The sequence below is a fragment of the Bradyrhizobium liaoningense genome (assembly GCF_018130825.1).
In the GTDB taxonomy this organism is placed as follows: Bacteria; Pseudomonadota; Alphaproteobacteria; order Rhizobiales; family Xanthobacteraceae; genus Bradyrhizobium; species Bradyrhizobium liaoningense_B.
In genome coordinates this window covers 105,033-125,056 of sequence record NZ_JAFCJS010000012.1, presented here as the reverse complement: position 1 = coordinate 125,056, position 20,024 = coordinate 105,033, and the positions used below count along the sequence as shown (strand labels likewise).

The 20,024-nt window shown below is 65.0% G+C and carries 18 protein-coding genes; 6 read left to right on the top strand and 12 right to left on the bottom strand.

Annotated elements, in window-relative coordinates:
- Positions 1-111: 111 nt before the first annotated feature.
- The gene (locus JQ603_RS35310; protein ID WP_212347353.1) at positions 112-1,047 is read left to right on the top strand and encodes an alpha/beta hydrolase; all 936 of its coding nucleotides are present in this window, start codon (positions 112-114) and stop codon (positions 1,045-1,047) included.
- Positions 1,048-1,056: 9 nt separating this feature from the next.
- Here JQ603_RS35310 and JQ603_RS35305 read toward each other — a convergent pair whose 3' ends face one another.
- Positions 1,057-1,305, bottom strand: coding sequence for a hypothetical protein (locus JQ603_RS35305; protein WP_212347350.1), 249 nt, complete (start codon positions 1,303-1,305; stop codon positions 1,057-1,059).
- A 213-nt stretch (positions 1,306-1,518) separates the two neighbouring features.
- Here JQ603_RS35305 and JQ603_RS35300 point away from each other — a divergent pair, with 213 nt between their 5' ends.
- Positions 1,519-2,391 carry a hypothetical protein gene (locus JQ603_RS35300; RefSeq protein WP_212347565.1) on the top strand — a complete coding sequence of 291 codons (873 nt, stop codon included), beginning with the start codon at positions 1,519-1,521 and terminating at the stop codon, positions 2,389-2,391.
- A 187-nt stretch (positions 2,392-2,578) separates the two neighbouring features.
- Positions 2,579-4,159: a sensor domain-containing diguanylate cyclase gene (locus JQ603_RS35295; protein ID WP_212347347.1), complete on the top strand. Its 1,581-nt coding sequence runs from the start codon at positions 2,579-2,581 to the stop codon at positions 4,157-4,159.
- A gap of 16 nt (positions 4,160-4,175) precedes the next feature.
- Here JQ603_RS35295 and JQ603_RS35290 read toward each other — a convergent pair whose 3' ends face one another.
- Positions 4,176-4,736 (bottom strand): carboxymuconolactone decarboxylase family protein, encoded by a 561-nt coding sequence (locus tag JQ603_RS35290; protein WP_026312077.1) that lies wholly within the window; start codon positions 4,734-4,736, stop codon positions 4,176-4,178.
- Between the two features lie 153 nt (positions 4,737-4,889).
- On the opposite strand from JQ603_RS35290, the gene JQ603_RS35285 reads away from it, so the two are divergent.
- Complete coding sequence (locus JQ603_RS35285; RefSeq protein ID WP_212347344.1) at positions 4,890-5,465, top strand: hypothetical protein; 576 nt, start codon at positions 4,890-4,892, stop codon at positions 5,463-5,465.
- 28 nt (positions 5,466-5,493) lie between these two features.
- On the opposite strand, the gene JQ603_RS35280 is transcribed toward JQ603_RS35285, so the two are convergent.
- Together JQ603_RS35280 and JQ603_RS35275 are read right to left on the bottom strand one after the other, a co-directional pair.
- Positions 5,494-6,639 carry a PLP-dependent cysteine synthase family protein gene (locus JQ603_RS35280; RefSeq protein ID WP_212347340.1) on the bottom strand — a complete coding sequence of 382 codons (1,146 nt, stop codon included), beginning with the start codon at positions 6,637-6,639 and terminating at the stop codon, positions 5,494-5,496.
- Positions 6,640-6,746: 107 nt separating this feature from the next.
- A complete protein-coding gene (locus JQ603_RS35275) occupies positions 6,747-7,211 on the bottom strand; it encodes an Lrp/AsnC family transcriptional regulator (protein WP_212347337.1) in 465 nt (154 codons plus the stop codon).
- A gap of 161 nt (positions 7,212-7,372) precedes the next feature.
- Here JQ603_RS35275 and JQ603_RS35270 point away from each other — a divergent pair, with 161 nt between their 5' ends.
- Positions 7,373-8,386 carry a 1-aminocyclopropane-1-carboxylate deaminase gene (locus tag JQ603_RS35270; RefSeq protein ID WP_212347335.1) on the top strand — a complete coding sequence of 338 codons (1,014 nt, stop codon included), beginning with the start codon at positions 7,373-7,375 and terminating at the stop codon, positions 8,384-8,386.
- Positions 8,387-8,573: 187 nt separating this feature from the next.
- Here the strand turns inward: JQ603_RS35270 and recQ are convergent, their stop codons facing one another.
- The 5 genes from recQ to JQ603_RS38370 all read right to left on the bottom strand — a co-directional run bounded on the left by recQ (position 8,574) and on the right by JQ603_RS38370 (position 14,180).
- On the bottom strand, positions 8,574-10,439 hold the full coding sequence (gene recQ, locus JQ603_RS35265; protein ID WP_212347332.1) for a DNA helicase RecQ: 1,866 nt from the start codon (positions 10,437-10,439) through the stop codon (positions 8,574-8,576).
- Between the two features lie 274 nt (positions 10,440-10,713).
- Complete coding sequence (locus JQ603_RS35260; protein ID WP_212347330.1) at positions 10,714-11,457, bottom strand: polysaccharide deacetylase family protein; 744 nt, start codon at positions 11,455-11,457, stop codon at positions 10,714-10,716.
- 105 nt (positions 11,458-11,562) lie between these two features.
- Positions 11,563-12,564 (bottom strand): homoserine O-succinyltransferase MetA, encoded by a 1,002-nt coding sequence (gene metA / locus JQ603_RS35255; protein WP_212347328.1) that lies wholly within the window; start codon positions 12,562-12,564, stop codon positions 11,563-11,565.
- Positions 12,565-12,576: 12 nt separating this feature from the next.
- Positions 12,577-13,878, bottom strand: coding sequence for an O-acetylhomoserine aminocarboxypropyltransferase/cysteine synthase family protein (locus JQ603_RS35250; RefSeq protein WP_212347326.1), 1,302 nt, complete (start codon positions 13,876-13,878; stop codon positions 12,577-12,579).
- A gap of 173 nt (positions 13,879-14,051) precedes the next feature.
- On the bottom strand, positions 14,052-14,180 hold the full coding sequence (locus tag JQ603_RS38370; RefSeq protein WP_271580803.1) for a hypothetical protein: 129 nt from the start codon (positions 14,178-14,180) through the stop codon (positions 14,052-14,054).
- Positions 14,181-14,623: 443 nt separating this feature from the next.
- Between JQ603_RS38370 and JQ603_RS35245 the strand changes: the two genes are divergently transcribed.
- Positions 14,624-15,928 (top strand): TadE/TadG family type IV pilus assembly protein, encoded by a 1,305-nt coding sequence (locus JQ603_RS35245; protein WP_245004068.1) that lies wholly within the window; start codon positions 14,624-14,626, stop codon positions 15,926-15,928.
- Positions 15,929-15,976: 48 nt separating this feature from the next.
- Here JQ603_RS35245 and JQ603_RS35240 read toward each other — a convergent pair whose 3' ends face one another.
- From JQ603_RS35240 to JQ603_RS35230, 3 genes are all read right to left on the bottom strand, one after another.
- Positions 15,977-17,551, bottom strand: a complete 1,575-nt coding sequence (locus JQ603_RS35240) for an amidase family protein (protein ID WP_212347322.1) — start codon at positions 17,549-17,551, stop codon at positions 15,977-15,979.
- A 226-nt stretch (positions 17,552-17,777) separates the two neighbouring features.
- On the bottom strand, positions 17,778-18,812 hold the full coding sequence (locus JQ603_RS35235; RefSeq protein WP_212347320.1) for an aldo/keto reductase: 1,035 nt from the start codon (positions 18,810-18,812) through the stop codon (positions 17,778-17,780).
- A 10-nt stretch (positions 18,813-18,822) separates the two neighbouring features.
- On the bottom strand, positions 18,823-20,004 hold the full coding sequence (locus tag JQ603_RS35230) for an MFS transporter (RefSeq protein ID WP_212347318.1): 1,182 nt from the start codon (positions 20,002-20,004) through the stop codon (positions 18,823-18,825).
- Positions 20,005-20,024: the final 20 nt, after the last annotated feature.

Here is a 20,024-nt window from a genome sequence, read left to right as displayed (position 1 = left end):
TATAGCGCCACTATTGGCGGAACTTCTAAACGATTCCCTGCGCAGAAGAGGTAGGTTACCCTTTCCCATGAGGTAGGCCACGCCTTCCCGTAAGGGAGAGAAGGAAGCAGCATGCCGCTCGATCCGCTCGCAAAGCGTTTGTTGACCATGATGGCTGCGGCCGGGCCGCAAGCCCGGAGCCGGCCCAGCGTCGAGGCACGGCGGCAGTCGCTGGCAAAGCTCATGCAGTTCGCACGCACTGATGCGCCTGACGTGACCGCGGCCGACGGCATGCTGCCGGGCCCCGGCGGCGAGCTTCCCTACCGGCTCTATTCACCCGCGTCTGCCGGCGAATCCGCGCCGGGCTTCGTGTTCTTCCATGGCGGCGGCCTCGTCGCCGGCAGCATCGCGACGCATGACCGCATCGCCGCGGCGCTGGCGCATGCGACCGGATGCCGCCTGGTCTCGGTCGATTACCGGCTCGCGCCCGAGCACAAGTTTCCCGCTGCCGTGGACGATGCGATCGCTGCGACCGAATGGGTCGCGCGCGAGGCGCCCTCGCTCGGCATTGATGCCGGGCGGCTCGTGGTCGGCGGCGATTCCGCCGGCGCCACATTGGCGGCAATCGTGTGCCAGGAGGCTTTGCAGAACGCCGGCCTCTCCATCGTGGCGCAATGCCTGATCTGCCCGGTGCTGGATTTCGAGGAGACCTCGCCATCGCGCCAGGAATTCGCGGAAGGACACCTGATCGACCGCATCACAATCGAAGCCGACCTCGCCGACTATCTGCCCGAGGGCTTCGATGCCGCCGATCCGCGCATCTCGCCGCTGCGCGCGAGCAAGCTCGCGGGCCTTCCGACCGCGATCATCCACACCGCTGAGTTCGATCCGATGCGCGACGAGGGCAATGCCTATGCGCGCAAGCTTCTCACCGCGGGTGTCGCCGTCGAGCATGTCTGCCACGACGGCATGGTTCACAATTTCCACGCCATGGGTGCGATCCTGCCACAGGCGCAGCTCGTGCTGTCGCAGATCGGCGAGCAGGTCAGGCGGGCGGTGGAGAAGTAAAGGCGTGAATCAAGCGCGCGCGCCGAGCACCGCCCTGGCTGCCACGACATATTCCGGCCAGTGCGCGTCGGCATAACGTTCCGCCTGTCGCGCGCAGGTAATATCGGGCGAATGCGCGGCTGCGATCGTGCGCGCGAAGCGCTCTTCGGCGACCGTCACGTCGCCGGGTTCGGCCGACGGCACCGCGGCGGCAACAGCGGCCGGAGCAACAGCGAGCCCCGCCAGACCAGTGAGCAGGATGCGGCGTGACGTGTTCATTTCTGTCGTCCTCCATAGTCCGCCTGCACTGTGGCGGGCGAGTGTGTCAGTGCGATCACGGCAGGGTAACTCCGCACATCCATGCCGTCCATCGTCTGCGGATAGCGCTTGACCGCACGAGCGATCACGTTCCATCTAGCAACGGTTTTGCCATCAAATCGCCACGCGTCGGATCGTCACGTGCCCCATCGCAGCCAATCCCGTCGTCCGGTTTTGCGCGCTGCCGCGACGGGACTGCTTTGTCTGGCGATCCCGGCAGGCGCCGCCTTCGCGGCCGACGATGAGGAGGACAAGCCCGCAAAGCCGGCTGTGCCGAACATCTATCTCGACCTGCGCACCATGTATGCGGCGATCCCGGCGGGCACGCTCGGACTCGGCTTCGGCACCACCTCGCTGTCGGCGGCCTTCGAAGCCCTGGCGGTACGACGCGGCACGACGCTGCTGAACGGCTTGCCGGCGGCCAAAGCCATCGCCGTCGACCTGCCGCTGACCGTCGACGTCACCGATCGTGTCTCGCTCTATGGCGGCGTGTCGGGCTCGACCGTGAACATCGGCAGCGGCTGGTCGTCCTTCGATATCACCAGCTGGAACATCGGCGTGCAAGCCGACCTCTACCAGCAGAATGGCGGCAAGATCCCGACCATCACGCTGCAATCGACGCTGACGCAGTCGGTGCCGAACGAGCAGGGCATGACGAATTCCTTCAACAACATCCTGGAATTCGACTACGCGCTCGACGAGGACGAGACGCGGGGCTGGCTGGCCGGCATGCAATATACCTACACCACCATTGCCAGCCCGCTCGCCAGTATCCGGCCGAACACGATCCTTTATGCCGGCGGCTACTATCAATGGCCGAACAACTGGAAGTTCACCGGGCGGCTCGGCATCCAGTCGTTCGGCGGCGCGCAGTTCGCAGGCCGAACGATAGCGGAGTCCTTCACCCAGCCGACCCTGCGCCTCGACCTCGACCGCATGGACGACAACGACAACCGCCTGTTCGGCATCACCGCGCAGATCGCGTGGACGCCGAAGCCGGCCTACCAGCTGACGCTGCGCACGCCGCTTTATGCGGTGCGTAACTGACCGGGGTCGTAGCGGGATTTACGACAAAGCGTGGCGGCCGCTAGCGACCGGCCGGAACAACCTTCCGTCTTGCCCGTCAACCGATCGTTAATCTTCATCCCAAAACATCGCTTGCGTTACCCCGACGCAAGGAACCTTGCGCGACACTACGCCGACTTTTCACGTCGTTACGCGTCGGAGACTGCGAATGTCCCGCTTGGTTTCGGAACGGACGTTCCTTGCTGGGAAGATCTTCTTCAATTTCGGCCAGTCGTCGATCGATTGCATCGTACGCCGGCTGACCGAGGAGGCTGCGACGCTCGAGATGGAGAGCGGCCTCGGCGTGCCCGAGCGGTTCCAACTCAGGCTCCCGGGCCGCGAGATTCTGGCCTGCCGCGTGGTCTGGCGATCCGACCGCCAGGTCGGGGTCGCCTTCGAGCAGCCGGGCAGCGAGCGGGCGGCGGGCGAGGAGCGGGAACGCTCGTCCGACGCATTGATGCGCGGCCAGATGCTGGCGCTGCGCGCCGCGCTCGATCATGTGCCGACCGGCATCGTGCTGCTCGACTCTCACCTCAGGGCGCGCCTGATCAACCGGTCGTTTCGCCAGATGTGGCGCCTGCCCGACGAGGTTGCCGACAGCAATCCATCCATTCTCACGCTGCTTCACCACGGACGCGACACCGGCGCCTATGAGGTGCCGGACCCCGAGCTCGATGCCCTGGTGGCGGAGCGCGTTCGCGTGATCGAGGCCGGCGATCCGACCCCGATCGACCTGCGCCGGACCAATGGCGATGTCGTGCGCGTCCAGGTCACGCCGCTGCCCGACGGCGGCCGCATGCTGACCTATACGCCCGTCACCGACATCGTGCGCGCCTCCGACGAGTTGAAGCTGCTGCGGGATGCGCTGGAGAATGTTCAGGACGGCGTGCTCCTTCTCGATGCCGACCTGCACGCGACCTTCATGAACCGGCGAATGCGGCGGTTCTGGGAGGTCAGCGAAGACGAGGCGGCGAGCCGGCCGGCCTATTCGTCGCTGGTGCGGCGCCTGCATCGCGCCAGCGCGCCCAATCTTCCCAGCAGCGAGCTTGCGAAATTTCCGGCGCGGCGCGTCGAGGAGGTCAAGACCGGCGATCACGTGCGCGACCTGCAGACGCCGGATGGCCGCCGCATCAGGGCCCATTGCACCACGATGTCGAATGGCGGGCGCATGCTGACCTATGTCGACATCACCGATCTGACGCAAAAGGCCGCGATGCTGGAGACGCTCGCCACCACCGATCCGCTCACCGGGCTCTACAACCGCCGCCACTTCCTCGAGAGCCTCGATGCGGAATGGAGCCGCTTCCAGCGCTACTACCGCTCCGTCTCGGTGCTGATGCTCGACATCGACCACTTCAAGTCGGTCAACGATCGCTACGGCCATGCCGTGGGCGACGCCGCGATCAAGGCGGTCGCGGCCGCCTGCCTCGACGGCAAGCGCAAGTCGGACATCGTCGGCCGTCTCGGCGGCGAGGAATTCGCCGTGCTGCTGCCCGAGACCAGCCTGTCCAAGGCAAGGACGGTAGCCGAGCGCATCCGCAAGCGCGTGATGAGCACGCAGGTTTTTGCCGAGAAGATCCAGTTCGGCCTCACCGTGAGCGTCGGCATCGCCGAGGCCACCGCCAGCATGTCCGGCATCGACGCGCTGATGGGCGCGGCCGATCATGCGCTCTACCAGGCCAAGAGCGAAGGCCGCAATCGCTGCATCGCCTGGGCGCCCCCGCCGCCTGCAGGCAAGGCGGCGGAGTGACCGACGGAAGCTGCGTCTATTCCGGCACCGGCACGTCGAAGGTGTTGAGCGTGACCGAGACCATGCAATAGACGCCGACGAGGTAGGACAGCTCGGCCGCGCCATGCTCGCCGAACTCCTTCACCGCCGCGCGATAAGTCAGCTCCGGCAGCACGCCGCCGCTCACCAGGGCAGAGGCCATGTCGTAGGCGACCGCCTCCTGCTTGGTGAGATCGACCGGCCGCTGGCCGGCGACGATGGTCGCGAGCTTCTCGTCGGAAAGGCCGCGCTGCTCGGCCACCAGCACATGGGCATACAGCTCGTAGCCGGAGCGGAAATGCGAGCCGGTGACGAGGATCGCGACCTCGCGTACGGCAGCGGGCAGCAGCGGGTTCGACGCGATCGCCTTGACCAGCTCCCACACCGGCTTGCCGAAGCGCGGCTCGCGGATCCACGGATTCCAGGGCCCGAGCAGCGCGCCGTCGTCGCGCATGTTCACAAAGCCCTTGAAGTGGTCCTTGATGCCGGCCTGCATGTCGTCATAGAGCGGCTTCTGTTCAGCGGTCAGATCCTTGGGATCGAGAATGGGGAGGCGCACGGCGGGATCTCCTCGTTGAGAAGGGCTAACGGTCGCCCGCGTGCGTGCACGTGGCAAGTGAAGTTGCCGTGACGACCGTGCGATTTGGCAAGTGGTATGGAAGCGCAAACACAACCATGCTATGCCCTTCGTATGTCATTGGCGAGGCACAGGATGGCCGATCTAGTCGTCGGACTTGATAGTTGGATTATTCAGGACGGCAACTATGGTGAATTCGCGCAAGCGACAAATGTCTCGTTCGCGCTCGAATTCTGTCCAGTCGTCCCTCTTCCGAGGTACGGTCGGCTCGACCACAAGGCGCCATCGTTCACGCACATTCTCGAGAGTTCCTACGAAGTTGTGGCCCAGGTCGTGTACGCGCGACATGACTGGTGGGTGTTGGACGCTGGCATTCTCATGTACTGCGACGGAAAACCCCCAGACAATGCTCGCCTGGGCACCTGGTTGGGAGGCCTGATATTCGTCGGAATCGACCCGTTCCCTTACTTTGAAAATCATGCGCACGAACCAGGTGCGCCGGCCATGGTCTACGATTGGAAGATCGAGAAAATCGAAATGGAGACAGGCCCATTCATTGAAACGAAGCCGAAGCACTTCGAGCGAGATCCTGAGAAACGCGGATGGAAAGAGGTTGCCAAGACCGACGACTGGCACGAAGACGGGAGCTATCTGCTCCAATGTACGCGTCTAGGTGGTCCGCGCTGGCCCAAAAGCAGGGATCGTCCCTGACTCGTGTCTAGCATACCACTTCAGCACATTATGCACTTTGCGGATTGACAACGTCTTCGACCGCGACATCCAGCGGCTGCCCGGAATCGAGGAACGACAATAAGGTCTTCTCGAACGGCGCCGGATCGAGACCGCGCGCTTTCAGCCATTCCGGCTCGTAATAGGTCTGCCGGTAGCGCTCGCCGGAATCGCAGATCAGCGTCACCAGCGATCCCGTCACATTCGCCTTGCGCATCTCCGATGCAAGCCGGCACAGCGCCAAAAAATTGGTGCCGGTGGAACCGCCGACCACGCGGCGCAGCCGGCGCGACAGCACGTTCATCGCCGCGATCGTCGCCGCGTCCGGGATCTTCATCATGCGGTCGACGACGCCCGGCACGAAGGACGGCTCGCAGCGGGGGCGGCCGACGCCCTCGATCAGCGACGGGCGATCGCAAACGCGGGAACGGTCCTGCGAACGGAAGCAGTCGAAGAAGGCGGAATGCTCGACATCGGCGACGCAGAGCCGTGTCGGATATTGGCGATAGCGCAGATATCGTCCGATGGTGGCCGAGGTGCCGCCGGTGCCGGCACCCATCACGATCCAGTCCGGGATCGGCCGCGGCTCGCCCGCCAATTGCGTGAAGATCGATTCGGCGATGTTGTTGTTGCCGCGCCAGTCGGTGGCGCGCTCGGCGAAGGTGAACTGGTCCATGTAATGGCCGTTCAGCCGGGCGGCGAGCACCGCCGCCTCCGCATAGAGCGCGCGGCCGTCATCGATCAGATGGCAGTTGCCGCCATAATGCTCGATCGCGGCGATCTTCTCCGCCGAGGTCGTGCGCGGCATCACGGCATAGAAGGGCACGCCGATCATCTGCGCGAAATAGGCTTCCGACACCGCGGTCGATCCCGACGAGGCCTCGACGACGGGCGTGCCTTCGCGAATGTGGCCGTTGCAGAGCGCATAGAGGAACAGCGAACGCGCCAGGCGATGCTTCAGGCTGCCGGTCGGATGCGTGGATTCGTCCTTCAGATAGATGTCGATGCCGGATAATGCCGGCACGATCAGCCGGATCAGATGCGTGTCGGCCGTGCGGCACTGGTCGGCCTCGATCGCGGCGACGGCCTCGTCGACCCAGCCGCGCCGATAAGATGGCCCGGCCGGATTGTGCTGACGGAAGGGGAATGTCTGCATCGCGTGAATCTCTCATGACGCGGATCGCGCATCAATAGGTCCGGATTTTGTTTTGACGCGTTTTCTGGCGCGAACCGGTTTCCACTTCGCTGGAAAACGCTTCTCGCTCAAAACTCCAGCGGCGCGTTGTCGACGACCTCCTTCATCACGAAGAAGGTGCGGGTCTGGCGCACGCCGGGCAGCGCGATGAGCTGCTCGCCATGGATGCGGTTGAAGTCCTCCATGTCGCCGACCCGGATCTTGAGGAAGTAGTCGAAGTCGCCGGCGACGAGGTGGCAGTCGAGCACGAATTTCAGCCTGGCGATGGCCTGCTCGAAGATGGCGAAGCTCTCCGGCGTCGAGCGGTCGAGCACGACCCCGACCATGACCAGCGTGCCCTTGGCCACCTTCTTCGGGGCGACCATGGCGCGCACAGTGGCGATGAACCCGTCCGCGAACAGGCGCTGGGTGCGGCGATGGCAGGTGGCGGGGCTGATCGCGACCGTTTCGGCCAGCTCGGCATTGCTGAGCCGACCGTTATTTTGCAGCAATCTCAATATCTTAAGGTCGGTTCGATCCAGTCTCGCGGCCATGAAAGAAGCTTCCGACAATATAGATTATCTCGGAAGAAATAGTATCCATTGGCGCCATTGATGCAAGAAGGCACGCAATATCGACGCAATATTTGAGAGCACATTTTCCCACGGCAATGCTAGCCAGATCCCAGATCAACGCCAATCGGGATGACCTGACCATGCTGGAAAAATTCGCGCGCTACCCGCTGACCTTCGGACCGACACCGATCGAGAAGCTGGAGCGGCTGTCAAAACATCTCGGCGGCAATGTCGAGATCTATGCCAAGCGCGAGGACTGCAATTCCGGCCTCGCCTATGGCGGCAACAAGCTGCGCAAGCTCGAATACATCATTCCGGATGCGATCGCCTCCAATGCGGACACGCTGGTGTCGATCGGCGGCGTGCAGTCCAACCACACCCGCATGATCGCCGCCGTCGCCGCCAAGATCGGCATGAAGTGCCGCCTGGTGCAGGAAGCCTGGGTGCCGCACGAGGACGCCGTTTATGACCGCGTCGGCAACATCATGCTCTCGCGCATCATGGGCGCCGACGTGCGCCTCGTCGACGACGGTTTCGACATCGGCATCCGCAAGAGCTGGGAGCAGGCGATCGAGGAAGTGAAGGCGGCGGGCGGCAAGCCCTACGCGATTCCCGCCGGCGCTTCCGTGCATAAATATGGCGGGCTCGGCTATGTCGGCTTTGCCGAGGAGGTACGCAGGCAGGAAGCCGAGCTCGGCTTCAAGTTCGACTACATCATCGTCTGCACCGTCACGGGCTCCACCCATGCCGGCATGCTGGTGGGCTTCGCCGCCGACGGCCGTGCCCGCAAGGTGATCGGCATCGACGGCTCGTTCACGCCGGCGCAGACCAAGGCGCAGGTGCTCTCGATCGCGCAGAACACCGCAAAACTCGTCGAGCTCGGCAAGGACATCGTCGCTGATGACGTCGTGCTGATCGAGGACTATGCCTATCCCGCCTATGGCGTGCCGTCCGAAGAGACCAAGGAGGCGATCCGCCTCACCGCGCGTCTCGAAGCCATGATCACCGACCCCGTCTATGAAGGCAAATCGATGCAGGGCCTGATCGACCTGACCAAGAAGGGCTATTTCGAGAAGGGCGCGAAGATTCTCTACGCCCATCTCGGCGGCGCGCCGGCGCTGAATGGCTACGGCTACGCTTTCCGGAACGGCTGAGCTGGGTCTCGCCTCCCCCCAATGTCGTCCTGGCGAAAGCCAGGACCCATTACCCGACTGCCAATTGTTGCGACTCACTGGGCCAACCAGCGTGCCTTTTCCCACGGCCTGTGGCTATGGATCCCGGATCTGCGCGCGCTTTAGGCGCGCTTGTCCGGGATGACGATGTGGAGAGATCGGGGCGCCCTTACCGCGTCCTGATGATCTGCAGCAGCTCGTCGCCGTAATGCTCGAGCTTCTTGTCGCCGATGCCCGGCACGTTGCGCAGCTCGTCCAGCGTGGTCGGCCAGGCCCGCACGATGCCGTCGATGGTGGCATCGTGCAGCACTACATAGGCCGGTACACCGCGCTCGCGTGCGACGTCCGAGCGCCAGGATCGCAAGCGCGCACGCAATTCGGGATCGACATCGCCCTGCGGCGCGTTTGCGGCCGGCGCAAGATCGCCGCGCCGGGATTTCGCACGGCTTGACCGGATGCGGCTGCCGGGTGCCTCCTCGCGCAGCCAGACTTCCGTTTCTCCGCGCAGCACGCCGCGCGCGGACTCCGTCAGCTTCAGCGCGCCATAGGCCTCGCTGTCGCTCTGCAAATGGCCCATCGCCACCAGCTGCCGCAGCACTGTGCGCCACTGCTTCTCGTTGAGCTCGCGCCCGATAGCGAACACCGACAGCTTGTCATGGCCGAACTGCGTCACCTTCTCGGTCAGGCGCCCGATCAGCACATCGATCAGGTGCATCGCGCCGAAGCGTTGCCCGGTGCGATAGGCGCAGGACAGCAGCTTTTGCGCCAGCACCTTGCCGTCGCGCATCTTTGGCGGCGTCAGGCAATTGTCGCAATTGCCGCAGCTCTCGCCCTGCACGGTCTCGCCGAAATAGCCGAGCAGCCGCTTGCGTCGGCAATGCGCAGTCTCGGCGAGGCCAACCAGCGCATCGAGTTTGCGGATCGAGACCCGCTTGAAATCCTCGGACCCGGCCGACTCGTCGATCATGCGGCGCTGCTGCACGATGTCGGAGAGGCCGTAGGCCATCCAGGCCGCCGACGGCTTGCCGTCGCGCCCGGCGCGTCCCGTCTCCTGGTAATAGGCCTCGATGCTCTTGGGCAGGTCGAGATGGGCGACGAAGCGCACGTCGGGCTTGTCGATGCCCATGCCGAAGGCGATGGTCGCGACGATGACGATGCCGTCCTCGTTGAGGAAGCGATCCTGGTTGCGCGAGCGCACGCTGCTGTCGAGGCCCGCATGATAGGGCAGCGCGGCAATGCCGGCCTCGTCGAGCGCGGCGGCGACCTCCTCGACCCGGTTGCGCGACAGGCAATAGACCACGCCGGCATCGCCCGCATGACGCTCGCGGATGAATTCCTTGAGCTGCGACACCGCGTTGCGCTTGTCGACGATCTCGTAGCGGATGTTGGGGCGATCGAAGCTGGAGACGAATTGCGGGGAACCGGCAAGCTGCAGCCGATCGACGATCTCCTTGCGCGTCAGCTCGTCGGCGGTCGCGGTGAGCGCGATACGCGGCACGTCGGGAAAGCGCTCGGCGATGATGGAGAGGCCGACATATTCGGGGCGGAAGTCGTGGCCCCATTGCGAGACGCAATGCGCCTCGTCGATCGCGAACAGCGCCACTTTCGCCTGCGCCAGCAGCGACAGGCAGCGCGGCGTGACCAGCCGTTCCGGCGCGACATAGAGCAGGTCGAGATCGCCTGCGATCAGGCGGCGCTCAACGTCGGAGGCTTCCTGCGGCGACAGCGACGAGTTGAGCGCGGCGGCGTTGACGCCGGCCTCCAGCAGGCCCGCGACCTGGTCGCGCATCAGCGCGATCAACGGCGAGACCACGATGCCGCAGCCTTCGCGCAGCAAGGACGGCAGCTGGTAACACAGCGACTTGCCGCCGCCGGTCGGCATCAACACGAGGCAATTGCCGCCGTCGGTGACGTGCCGGATGATGTCGCCCTGCGCCCCGCGAAACCCCGGCAGACCGAACACCGAATGCAGCACCGACAGCGCATCGCGGCCGTTGGCCGGCGCGGGCAGCGGAGCGGTGGATGGAGCGTTCATGGGTGTATCGGAGCAGGGCCGCGGGATTCGTCACAAGGCCAGTCGCATGGCGGAGCGGCCGTGGCAAGTCCATCTTGCCCCTCTCCCCTTGCAAGACGGGGGCTGGCACCGCGAGCACGGAATCGTAGGGTGGGCAAAGGCGCACTTGCGCCGTGCCCACCATCGATCCGACACTGCAACAGAAGCCGTGGGCACGCTTCGCTTTGCCCACCCTACGATATCTGTGGTCAAGGATAGAACCCCTCATCTCCCGCAAGCGGAGAAGGAAAAGCAGCTACGCCCCGATTCGTCGCAGCGCTTCCGCGACGGTCACGATCGGCATGTTGCGCTTTCCGGCCGCCTCCAGCGCGTGGCGCATCAAATGCGGCGTGCAGCCATAGGGGCTCGGCGCATTGGCGACGTCGTGGCTGTAGAAGATCAACCAGCCGCCGCTTGCGACCGCCTCGTCGAAATAGCGATCGACGCCTGCCGCATCGATCTCGCAATCGACCAGTGGCGAGGCGCGCAGGAACTGGAGGTCGATGACGTCGCGATTGACGCCGGGAAGAATGCCGCGCGCCGAGCGGAACGCCTTCGCCAGCTGCGGCTTGCGCCAGACCGAGGCGATCCCATAGGGGTAGGCGAAATTCTCCAGCGTGATCGAGGAATCGATACCGCGGAAATGGCTGCGGTTCCGCTCGATCTCGCCGGCCATTGCGACTTCGTCGAGATCGGCCGAGCTCTGATGCGAGAAGGTGTGGCACGCAATCTCGTGACCGGCATGGTGCAGCCGGACGATCGCGTCACGCGACAACCCATGCCAGTGATCCGACGGCCGATCGATCAGGCTGCCGGCGATGTAGTACGTGCCGCGGCCGCCATGCGCTTCGAGCAGCGAGGCGCCCTCGCCGGCGGCGCTGTCGGGCGCATCGTCGAAGGTGAAGCTCACCATCGGCGCATGCGCAGGCAGCCGGTGCGGCGCGGCACGGAAATGCCGGGCAAGCCGATTGCTCACGCGTCCCTGGAGTGCCGACCACACGACTACGTTCCTGTGATTCCGTATTTCTCTACTGAAACATTCGTGCGCCGGCTGAGGCAAGCCTAACGCTTTGGTAATCCTAACGCAGAACCAACGCCCTTTGGCCTAGCGCGCCAGGACCGAGGCGTCGGCTTCCGCGCCGAGATAGCGCAACCAGTTGCGGAAGAGCGCCGCCGCCGCGCTCCCGGCGGCGATATCGGCGCGCAAATTCAGCGCCGGCAGGTCGTTGGTCAGCGCCGGATGACGCTCCTGCCTCGCCCGCTTCTCGAAGCGAGCCAGCTTCTCTTCGGTGACTGCGTCAAAATAGCTCACGGGCACGTGCGGGTAATTCTCGCGCTCGCGCGCGAGGTAGCGGCCCACGTCGCGCAGATATTCGCGCTGAAGCGACAGCGCGTCATATTCCGGATGCCCCTGGAAGAACACGAAGCGGCTGGCATATTGGCGCACGAAGACGTCGACCCCGGCGTCGGCCGAGCGGGTCAGCACTTGGTAGCCGGCCTGCACGAGGTCGCTCTCGGCGATCTCGTTCAGGCGCGAATGCGAGACCTTGAGCGGGGCAGGCGCCGCGCGCGTGAGGGAATCATCCGCCACCGCTTCGCAGTCGAAGATGCCGTGACACTTGGCCGGTAGGCGGCGCCGTTCGATACCGTCGAGATGCAGCACCGCCGCGTGCGCGGCAAGGCATGACCAGATCGTCGAGCGCGTGTTGGTCCTGGCCCAGTCGATGAGATCGGTGAGATCGCGCCAGTATGGTTCCTGATGCAGCTCGGGCGCGACCGGCTCGGCGCCGGTCACGATCAGCCCGTCGAATTGCCTGCGCTTGAGATCCGCGAGATCGGAATATTCGCTCTCGACGTGCCATTTCGCTTCCGGCGACCGCTTGACCGACGGCAGCGAGAAGCAGTGGAAGCGGATGCGGCGCGGGCCCGCGGCGGCCTGCAGCAGCTTCATGAACTGCCGCTCGGTCGCCTTCAGCGCCGGATCAGGCATGTTGTTGATCAGTCCGATCGTGAGCTCCGGGCCGGCATGATCGCGCGCCAGATCGCCCTCGGCCGGCACCAGTGCCGGGCTCGATATGCCTTGATCCCTGTCGATCAAGATCGTCATCGAACCGTCCGCCTACTCCGCGGCCTGGAGGCGCGACGACGGACAGGCTTTCTCCAGCGCCTGGTCGATGTCCTCGATGATATCAGAGGAATGCTCGATGCCGATCGACAGGCGGATCGTCTCCGGCAGCACGCCGGCGGCGCGCTGCTGCTCCACCGACATCTGCCGGTGCGTGGTCGAGGCCGGATGGCAGGCCAGCGACTTGGCATCGCCGATATTGACGAGGCGCGTGATCAGCTTCAGCGCATCATAGAAGGTCTTGCCGGCTTCCATGCCGCCCTTGATGCCGAACGTGAACAGCGACGAGGCGTTGCCGTCGAGATACTTTTGGACGAACGGGTAGTAGGGGCTGTCGGAGAAGCCTGTGTAGTTCACCCAGGCAACGCGCGGATCATCGCGGAGGAATTCGGCGACCTTGCGGGCGTTCTCGACATGGCGCTCCATGCGCAGCGCCACGGTCTCGATGCCCTGGAGCAGCAGGAAGGCGTTGAACGGCGACAGCACCGAGCCCATGGTGCGCTGATAGACGCTGCGCGCGCGCTCGATATAGGCGGTGCGGCCGAAGCGCTCGGCATAGACGAGGCCGTGATAGGAGGCATCCGGCTTGTTGTAGGCGGGGAAGCGATCGGCGTATTTCGCCCACGGGAAATTTCCGGAATCGACAATGGCACCGCCGAGCGTGGTGCCGTGACCGCCCAGGAACTTGGTCAGCGAGTGCACGGCGATGTCGGCGCCGTAGTCGAACGGCTTGAGCAGGATCGGGGTCGCGACCGTGTTGTCGACGATGAGCGGCACACCATGCGCATGCGCGATTTTCGCCAGCGCCTCGATGTCGCAGACATTGCCGGCGGGATTACCGATGGTTTCGGCGAACACCGCGCGGGTATTCTCGTCGATCAGCTTCTCGATGGCATCGGGCTTGTCGCTCTCGGCGAAGCGGCCGGTGATGCCCTGGCGCGGCAGGATGTGCGAGAGCAGCGTGTGCGTGGTGCCGTAGAGCTGCGGCACGGAAACGATGTTGCCACCGTGGTCGGCGACATTGACGAAGGCAAAATGCAGTGCGGCCTGGCCGGTCGCGACCGCGAGCGCGCCGACACCGCCCTCGAGCTCGGCGATGCGCTTCTCCAGCACAGCGCTGGTCGGATTGGCGATGCGGCTGTAGCGGAAGCCCTCGGCTTCGAGATTGAACAGGGCCGCGCCATGATCGGCGCTGTCGAAAGAGTAGGCCGCGGTCTGGTAGATCGGCACGGCGACCGCGTGCGTGGTGGCTTCGGGTTCGTAGCCGGCGTGAATAGCGATCGTTTCGTTGCGCATCGTGCCACCTCCGCGTGGAGCGGGCCGCACTTATTGGCCTATATGAGGCGTGTGCGTTGTCCGCCGTCCCTCTGTTAGAGGCGGGTGGTAAAGCGGACAATAATTCGCGTAGAGATAGAGGAAGTAACCCTAACGGTTGTTGGTGAATTGGCTAAAATTCGCGTTAAATTGAATTAACGAATGGCGAGCCGGCGATGGCCCACCGCGACACCTTCCTTCTCGTTCTTGCGGGACACGGTGGCATAGGTCGCCGCCGGTCGTCCCTTCGTGAGAACGCCGATGCGTCGCATCGGCCATGGCATCGGGTGAGCGTCTCCAACACGCACGCTCCATCGACATCGCGATGTCGTCGCAACTGCAGATGGCGATGCTTTGTCGACATCCATGCGACCGGCTTCAGACCATGAGGCGCATCTCTTCGAACAATGACGACTCGCGGAAAGCGATGCACGATGATCGCGGCATCGTCTACCACGCCGTCCTCGCTTACTGCCGGTTGAAGCACTCTTGGTTGGCGCGGCATCCTTGCAATTGAAGGCAAGCCTTCGAGAGGTCAAGCACCCCGGATTACTACGGAAGCGCGCCGCGCGCCGTGCGCGAAATCGCCTATTTTTCTCGAGGATTTTCTCTCACCGGCGACACGATCGGAAACGCCGCAGACACGCACGCTCACACCACGGTCAACCGTTGCGTAAGTTCCACGATGCTAGCATCCGCGCATTGCTTTCATTCAAGGATGCGCTGCTTGCCCACTGCCACCGGGAATGCCCATGGCCTGCTCTCGCGCTTCGTCTCCGACCGGCGCGGCAACATCGCCGTCATCTTCGCGCTGGCGCTGGTGCCGCTGCTGTCCTTCGTCGGCGCGGCCGTCGACTATTCCCTCGCCGCACGGGCGCGCGCGAGACTGATGGCTGCGCTCGACACCGCCGTGCTGGTCGCCACCGCGAAGAGCGAGATCACCAAGAGCGCGTCGGCCGCACAGAGCGACGCCCTGAACACTTTCGCCGGACAGATGTCCGCGTACGGCCTGGCGACGAGCTCGGTGACCATCACCGTGACCGACAGCGTCACCACCCGCACCGCCACGGGAACGGCGTCATCGTCCGTGACGACCTATTTCATGGGAATCGTCGGTTACAAGACCATGGCGATCTCGGCAAGTTCGAGCGCGGCGGCCTCGCTGCCGTCCTATATCGACTTCTACGTGCTGCTGGACAACTCGCCGTCGCAGGGGCTCGGCGCCACCACGGCCGACATGACTGCGTTACAGAATGCGACATCCGACAGCTGCGCCTTCGCCTGCCACGACATCTACACGTCGAGCTCGAAGAAGACCAAGCAGACCAACAGCTATTATTCGATCGCGAAGAACCTCGGGATCAAGATGCGGATCGACCTGGTGCGGGATGCGACGCAATCGCTGACGGACACGGCGACTGCGAGCCAGCTCGTCAGCAACCAGTACCGGATGGCTGTCTACACCATGGGCAGCGATTGCGCCTCGATCGGCCTGACCACGATCTCGGCGCTGACATCGAGTCTGTCTTCGGTGAAGACGGCGGTTTCCGCCGTCGACCTGATGACGATTCCCTACACCAATTACAACAACGACATGTGCACGGATTTCGACGGCATTCTGTCGTCGATGAACGGCGCGATTCCGACACCCGGCGACGGCTCCTCGTCCTCGCCGCAGAAATGGCTGTTCTTCGTGTCGGACGGTGTGGCCGACTATTACTATCCCTCGACCTGCACCAAGACCGTGATCTCCTCGTCGGGCCGATGCCAGGAGCCGCTGACGACGACGATCTGCGACACCATCAAGGCGCGCGGCGTCAAGATCGCCGTGCTCTACACCACCTATCTCGCGATCACCAACAACAGCTGGTACAACACCTACATCGCGCCATGGCGCAGCTCGATCGCGACCAAGATGCAGGCCTGCGCGACGTCGGGCTATTACTACGAGGTCTCGAGCGACTCGAGCATCACCGATGCGCTCAACGCACTGTTCCAGAAGGCGATCGCCTCCGCGCATCTGACCAACTGACCGGCCTCTGCGGGCCCCGCGCCTGACGCGGAGCCCTTGCGCATGGCATCAGGCCATCGTCTCCCAAAGGCGATGGGCGATCACACCGGCACGCTTCTCGATCGCGGCTGCGGCATCGAGCGCGAGGTCCTCACGATAGCGGCCGGCAATGAGTTGCACACCGATCGGCTTGCCCGCGTGGACGGCGACCGGCACCACCGCGCCGGGCAGGCCCAGCACGTTGATCGCGGAGATGAAGCGAATCTCGCCCCAGAAGATCTCCTGCACGCGCTCGGCGCTGACCGTGTCCTCGCGTGGGCCCGGCGTCGGCTGCACCGTGGTCGGTGCCAGCACGACCGGATAGTCCTCGAAGAACAACTGCCAGGCACGGATGTGGCCGTTGCGCGCGGCCGTCGCCTGCATCCAGGCCTTGAGATCGAGCCCATTGGCCTTGGCCCTCATGCCGCCCCAGGCCTTGTGGAAGTCCTCGGTCGTGACCTTCAGCATGCCGGCCTCCTGCATCACCACCGTCTCGTTGGTGATGATGTCGCACCAGGTCTGCCAGACGCCGTTGATGTCGGGCACCTCGACCTCGGTGACGCGGTAGCCCGCGCGTTCCAGGTGATCGGCGGCCTGCCGCAGCGCCGCAGCGACCTGGGGATCGACGTCCATGTCGTCGGGGATCTTCGCCAGCGCGACCTTGATCGGCCCCTTCGGCTTTGGTCCCACCAGTGGCGCCGGCACCCACCAGGGATCGCGCGGGTCACGCTGGCTCATCGCCTCCAGCGCAAGGCGAACATCGGCGACATGGCGGGCGAGCGGCCCCTGCGCCGACATCAGATGCGCCAGCATCGGCCGCTCGGCCGTTGCGCTTCCGTTGAAGGCGGGGATGCGGCCCTGCGTCGGCTTGATGGTGGCAACGCCGTTGCAATGCGCCGGCCAGCGCAGCGAGCCGCCGATATCGTTGCCATGGGCGATGGTGCCGATGCCGGCGGCAACCGCCGAACCCGCGCCACCCGACGAGCCGCCGCAGGTGATATCGGGATCCCAGGGATTGAGCGTCAGGCCGTGCAAGGGATTGTCGGTGAAGCCGCGGAAGGAGAATTCCGGCGTGTTGGTGAGACCAATGACGATGGCGCCCGCCTTCCTCAGGTTGCGGACGACAGGCGAATCCGACGGCGCGATGAGGTCCTTGTTCGCCGGCACGCCGTTGAAGTTCGGCCGCCCCTCATAGTCGACGTTCTCCTTGATGGTGATGGGCACGCCGTGCAGGAGGCCGAGCTCGCCGCCCTTGGCGCGCTGCTTGTCCGCCGCATGCGCCGCCTTCAGCGCCTCCGCGCCGAGATCGACGACGACCGCATTCAGCCTGGGATTGACGGCGCGCATCCGGTCCAGATGCGCCTCGACGGTCTCGACGGCGGAGATTGCGCCGGATCGGATCGCGGCCGCGGTCTCGACCGCAGACCATTGCCAGACCGATCCCTTTGGACGGCGCGCGGTGGTCGATTTGCGCGGTGCGGCCTTCCTGACTGTCTTCTTCGCGGTTTTCGCGACGGTGCCCTTTCGGGCGGTGCTCGTCTTGTTGGGGGTCTTCGTTACTTTCTTTGCAGTACTTTTCTTCTTGGTCGCCGCCTTCTTCGCCACGTCGCATCTCCAAAAAATTGCGCCGCGGAGGTTATGGAGGTCATGCGACCGTGTACAGGTGCGTTTCTGCATGGCGCGTTGTCGCGACGCTCTGTCACGCCCGGCGCCGCGGATCGAGAAGATCACGCCAGCGGAGGCGACGACCCGCTTGCGCACCGCGCTCGGCAATCTCGGCACGCTGCAGCCGTATGATGTCGCCCTGTCAGCCGCGATCGCCGGCCCATCCCTACACCGGTGGTGGATTGAGCCGCGCAAAGCCCTCCTGGATGCGATAGGGGTAATAGGGATAAGGCGGCATCACCGCGCTGACCTCGTCGAGACGCTTGATCTGATCCGCGCCCAGCGACCAGCCGACGGCGCCGAGATTGTCGCGCAACTGCGCCTCGTCGCGGGCGCCGATGATCACGGAGGAGACCGTGGGGCGCGACAGCAACCAGGCGATCGCGACCTGCGGCACGGTATGGCCGGTCTCCGCAGCGATCGCGTCCAATACGTCCACGACGGCGTAAAGGCGCGCATCGTCCACGGGCGGGCCGAACTGTGCGGTGGCGTGCAGGCGGCTCGCTTCCGGCAGCGGCTGGTCGCGCCGGATCTTTCCGGTGAGCCGGCCCCAGCCGAGCGGGCTCCAGACCAGCGCGCCGACGCCCTGATCGCGCGCGAGCGGCATCAGCTCCCACTCATAGTCGCGCCCGAGCAGCGAGTAATAGACCTGATGGGCGACATAGCGTGGCCAGCCATGCCGGTCCGCAACGGCGAGCGACTTCATCAGCTGCCAGCCCGCGAAATTCGAGACGCCGACATAGCGCAGCTTGCCGGCGCGCACGAGCATATCGAGCGTGGACAGCACCTCCTCGATCGGCGTGAACGCATCGAACGCGTGGAGCTGAAGCAGGTCGATATGATCAGTGCCGAGCCGGCGCAGCGCCGCGTCGATCGAGGCAAGCAGCCGCTGCCGCGACGAGCCGGCATCGAGCGGGCCCTCTCCCATCGGCAGGCTCATCTTGGTCGAGATCAGAACCTTGTCGCGGCGGCCCTTGATCGCGGCACCGAGAATCTCCTCGGAGGCGCCGTTCGAATAGACATCGGCGCTGTCGAACAGATTGACGCCGGCATCGAGACAGATATCGACCAGCCTGCGGGCCTCCTCCGCGCCGCTGCGGCCCCAGGCCGAGAACAGCGGGCCCTGGCCGCCGAACGTGCCGGTACCGAAGCTGAGGACGGGGACCTTGAGCCCGGAAGCGCCGAGATTACGGTATTCCATGATCGCTCTCCTATTCCGCCGGGCACGCCGCGACGACGGTCTGCCTGCGGTCGAGCTGGAGGCTCCACAGCGCGAGCACGAGGCCGAGCGCGGTGATGCCGGCTGCGACCAGCGGCAGCGCCGAGAGGCCGAGCCCGCGATCGATGGTGACGCCGCCGGCCCAGGCTCCCAGTGCGTTGCCGAGATTGAACGCGGCGATGTTGAGGCTGGAGGCGAGCGTGCGGCCACTGGGACCTGCGGCTTCCAGCACGCGAAGCTGGAGCGGCGCGACGGTTGCGAAGGCGGCGATGCCGAGCAGCAGGATCAGCACGATCGCAGGGATCTTGACCGACAGCACTGCGGCTAGCCCAAGCAGCACGAGCGCGAGCGCGGCGAGCGTGCCGATCAGGGCGCGCGCAAGGCCACGGTCGGCGAGCTTGCCGCCGGCGACATTGCCGATCGCAAGCCCGACGCCGAACACCAGCAGGATCGGCGACACCGCGGCCTCCGAAAAGCCGGTGAAGCGCGTCAGGATCGGCTGGATGTAAGTGAACACGACGAACAGGCCGGCGAAGCCGAACACGGTCATGGCAAGGCCGAGCAGCACCTGCGGACGGCCGAGCACCGCAACCTCCTCGGCGAGCGAGATCGGCTTGTCGCCATTGCCGACGTGGCCCGGGACGAGCGCCGCAACCACAACGAAGGCAATCACGCCGATGACAGTCACCGCCCAGAACGCCGCGCGCCAGCCAAGCATCAGGCCGAACCAGGCGCCGAAGGGCACGCCCAGCAGCGTTGCGACCGTGAGGCCGATGAACATGGTCGCGATGGCGGAGGCGCGCTTGTCCTCGGCGACGAGGCTGGTGGCCACGACCGAGCCGACGCCGAAGAACGTGCCATGGGCGAGCGATGTCAGCACGCGCGCCGCCATCAGCAATTCGTAAGTGGGCGCCAGCGCACAGGCCGCATTGCCGAGCGTGAAGATCGCCATCAGCGCCAGCAGTACGGTTTTGCGCGGCAGCCGTCGCGTGGCCAAGGTCAGCACCGGCGCACCGACGAACACGCCGAGCGCATAGCCCGAGATGAGCAGGCCCGCGACCGGCACGGAGACGTGCATGTCGGCGGCGACCTGGAGCAAGAGGCCCATGATGATGAATTCGGTGGTGCCGATGCCGAAGGCACCGGCGGTGAGCGCGAGGACGGCGGGAGGCATGCGTTGCTCCAATGGATGAG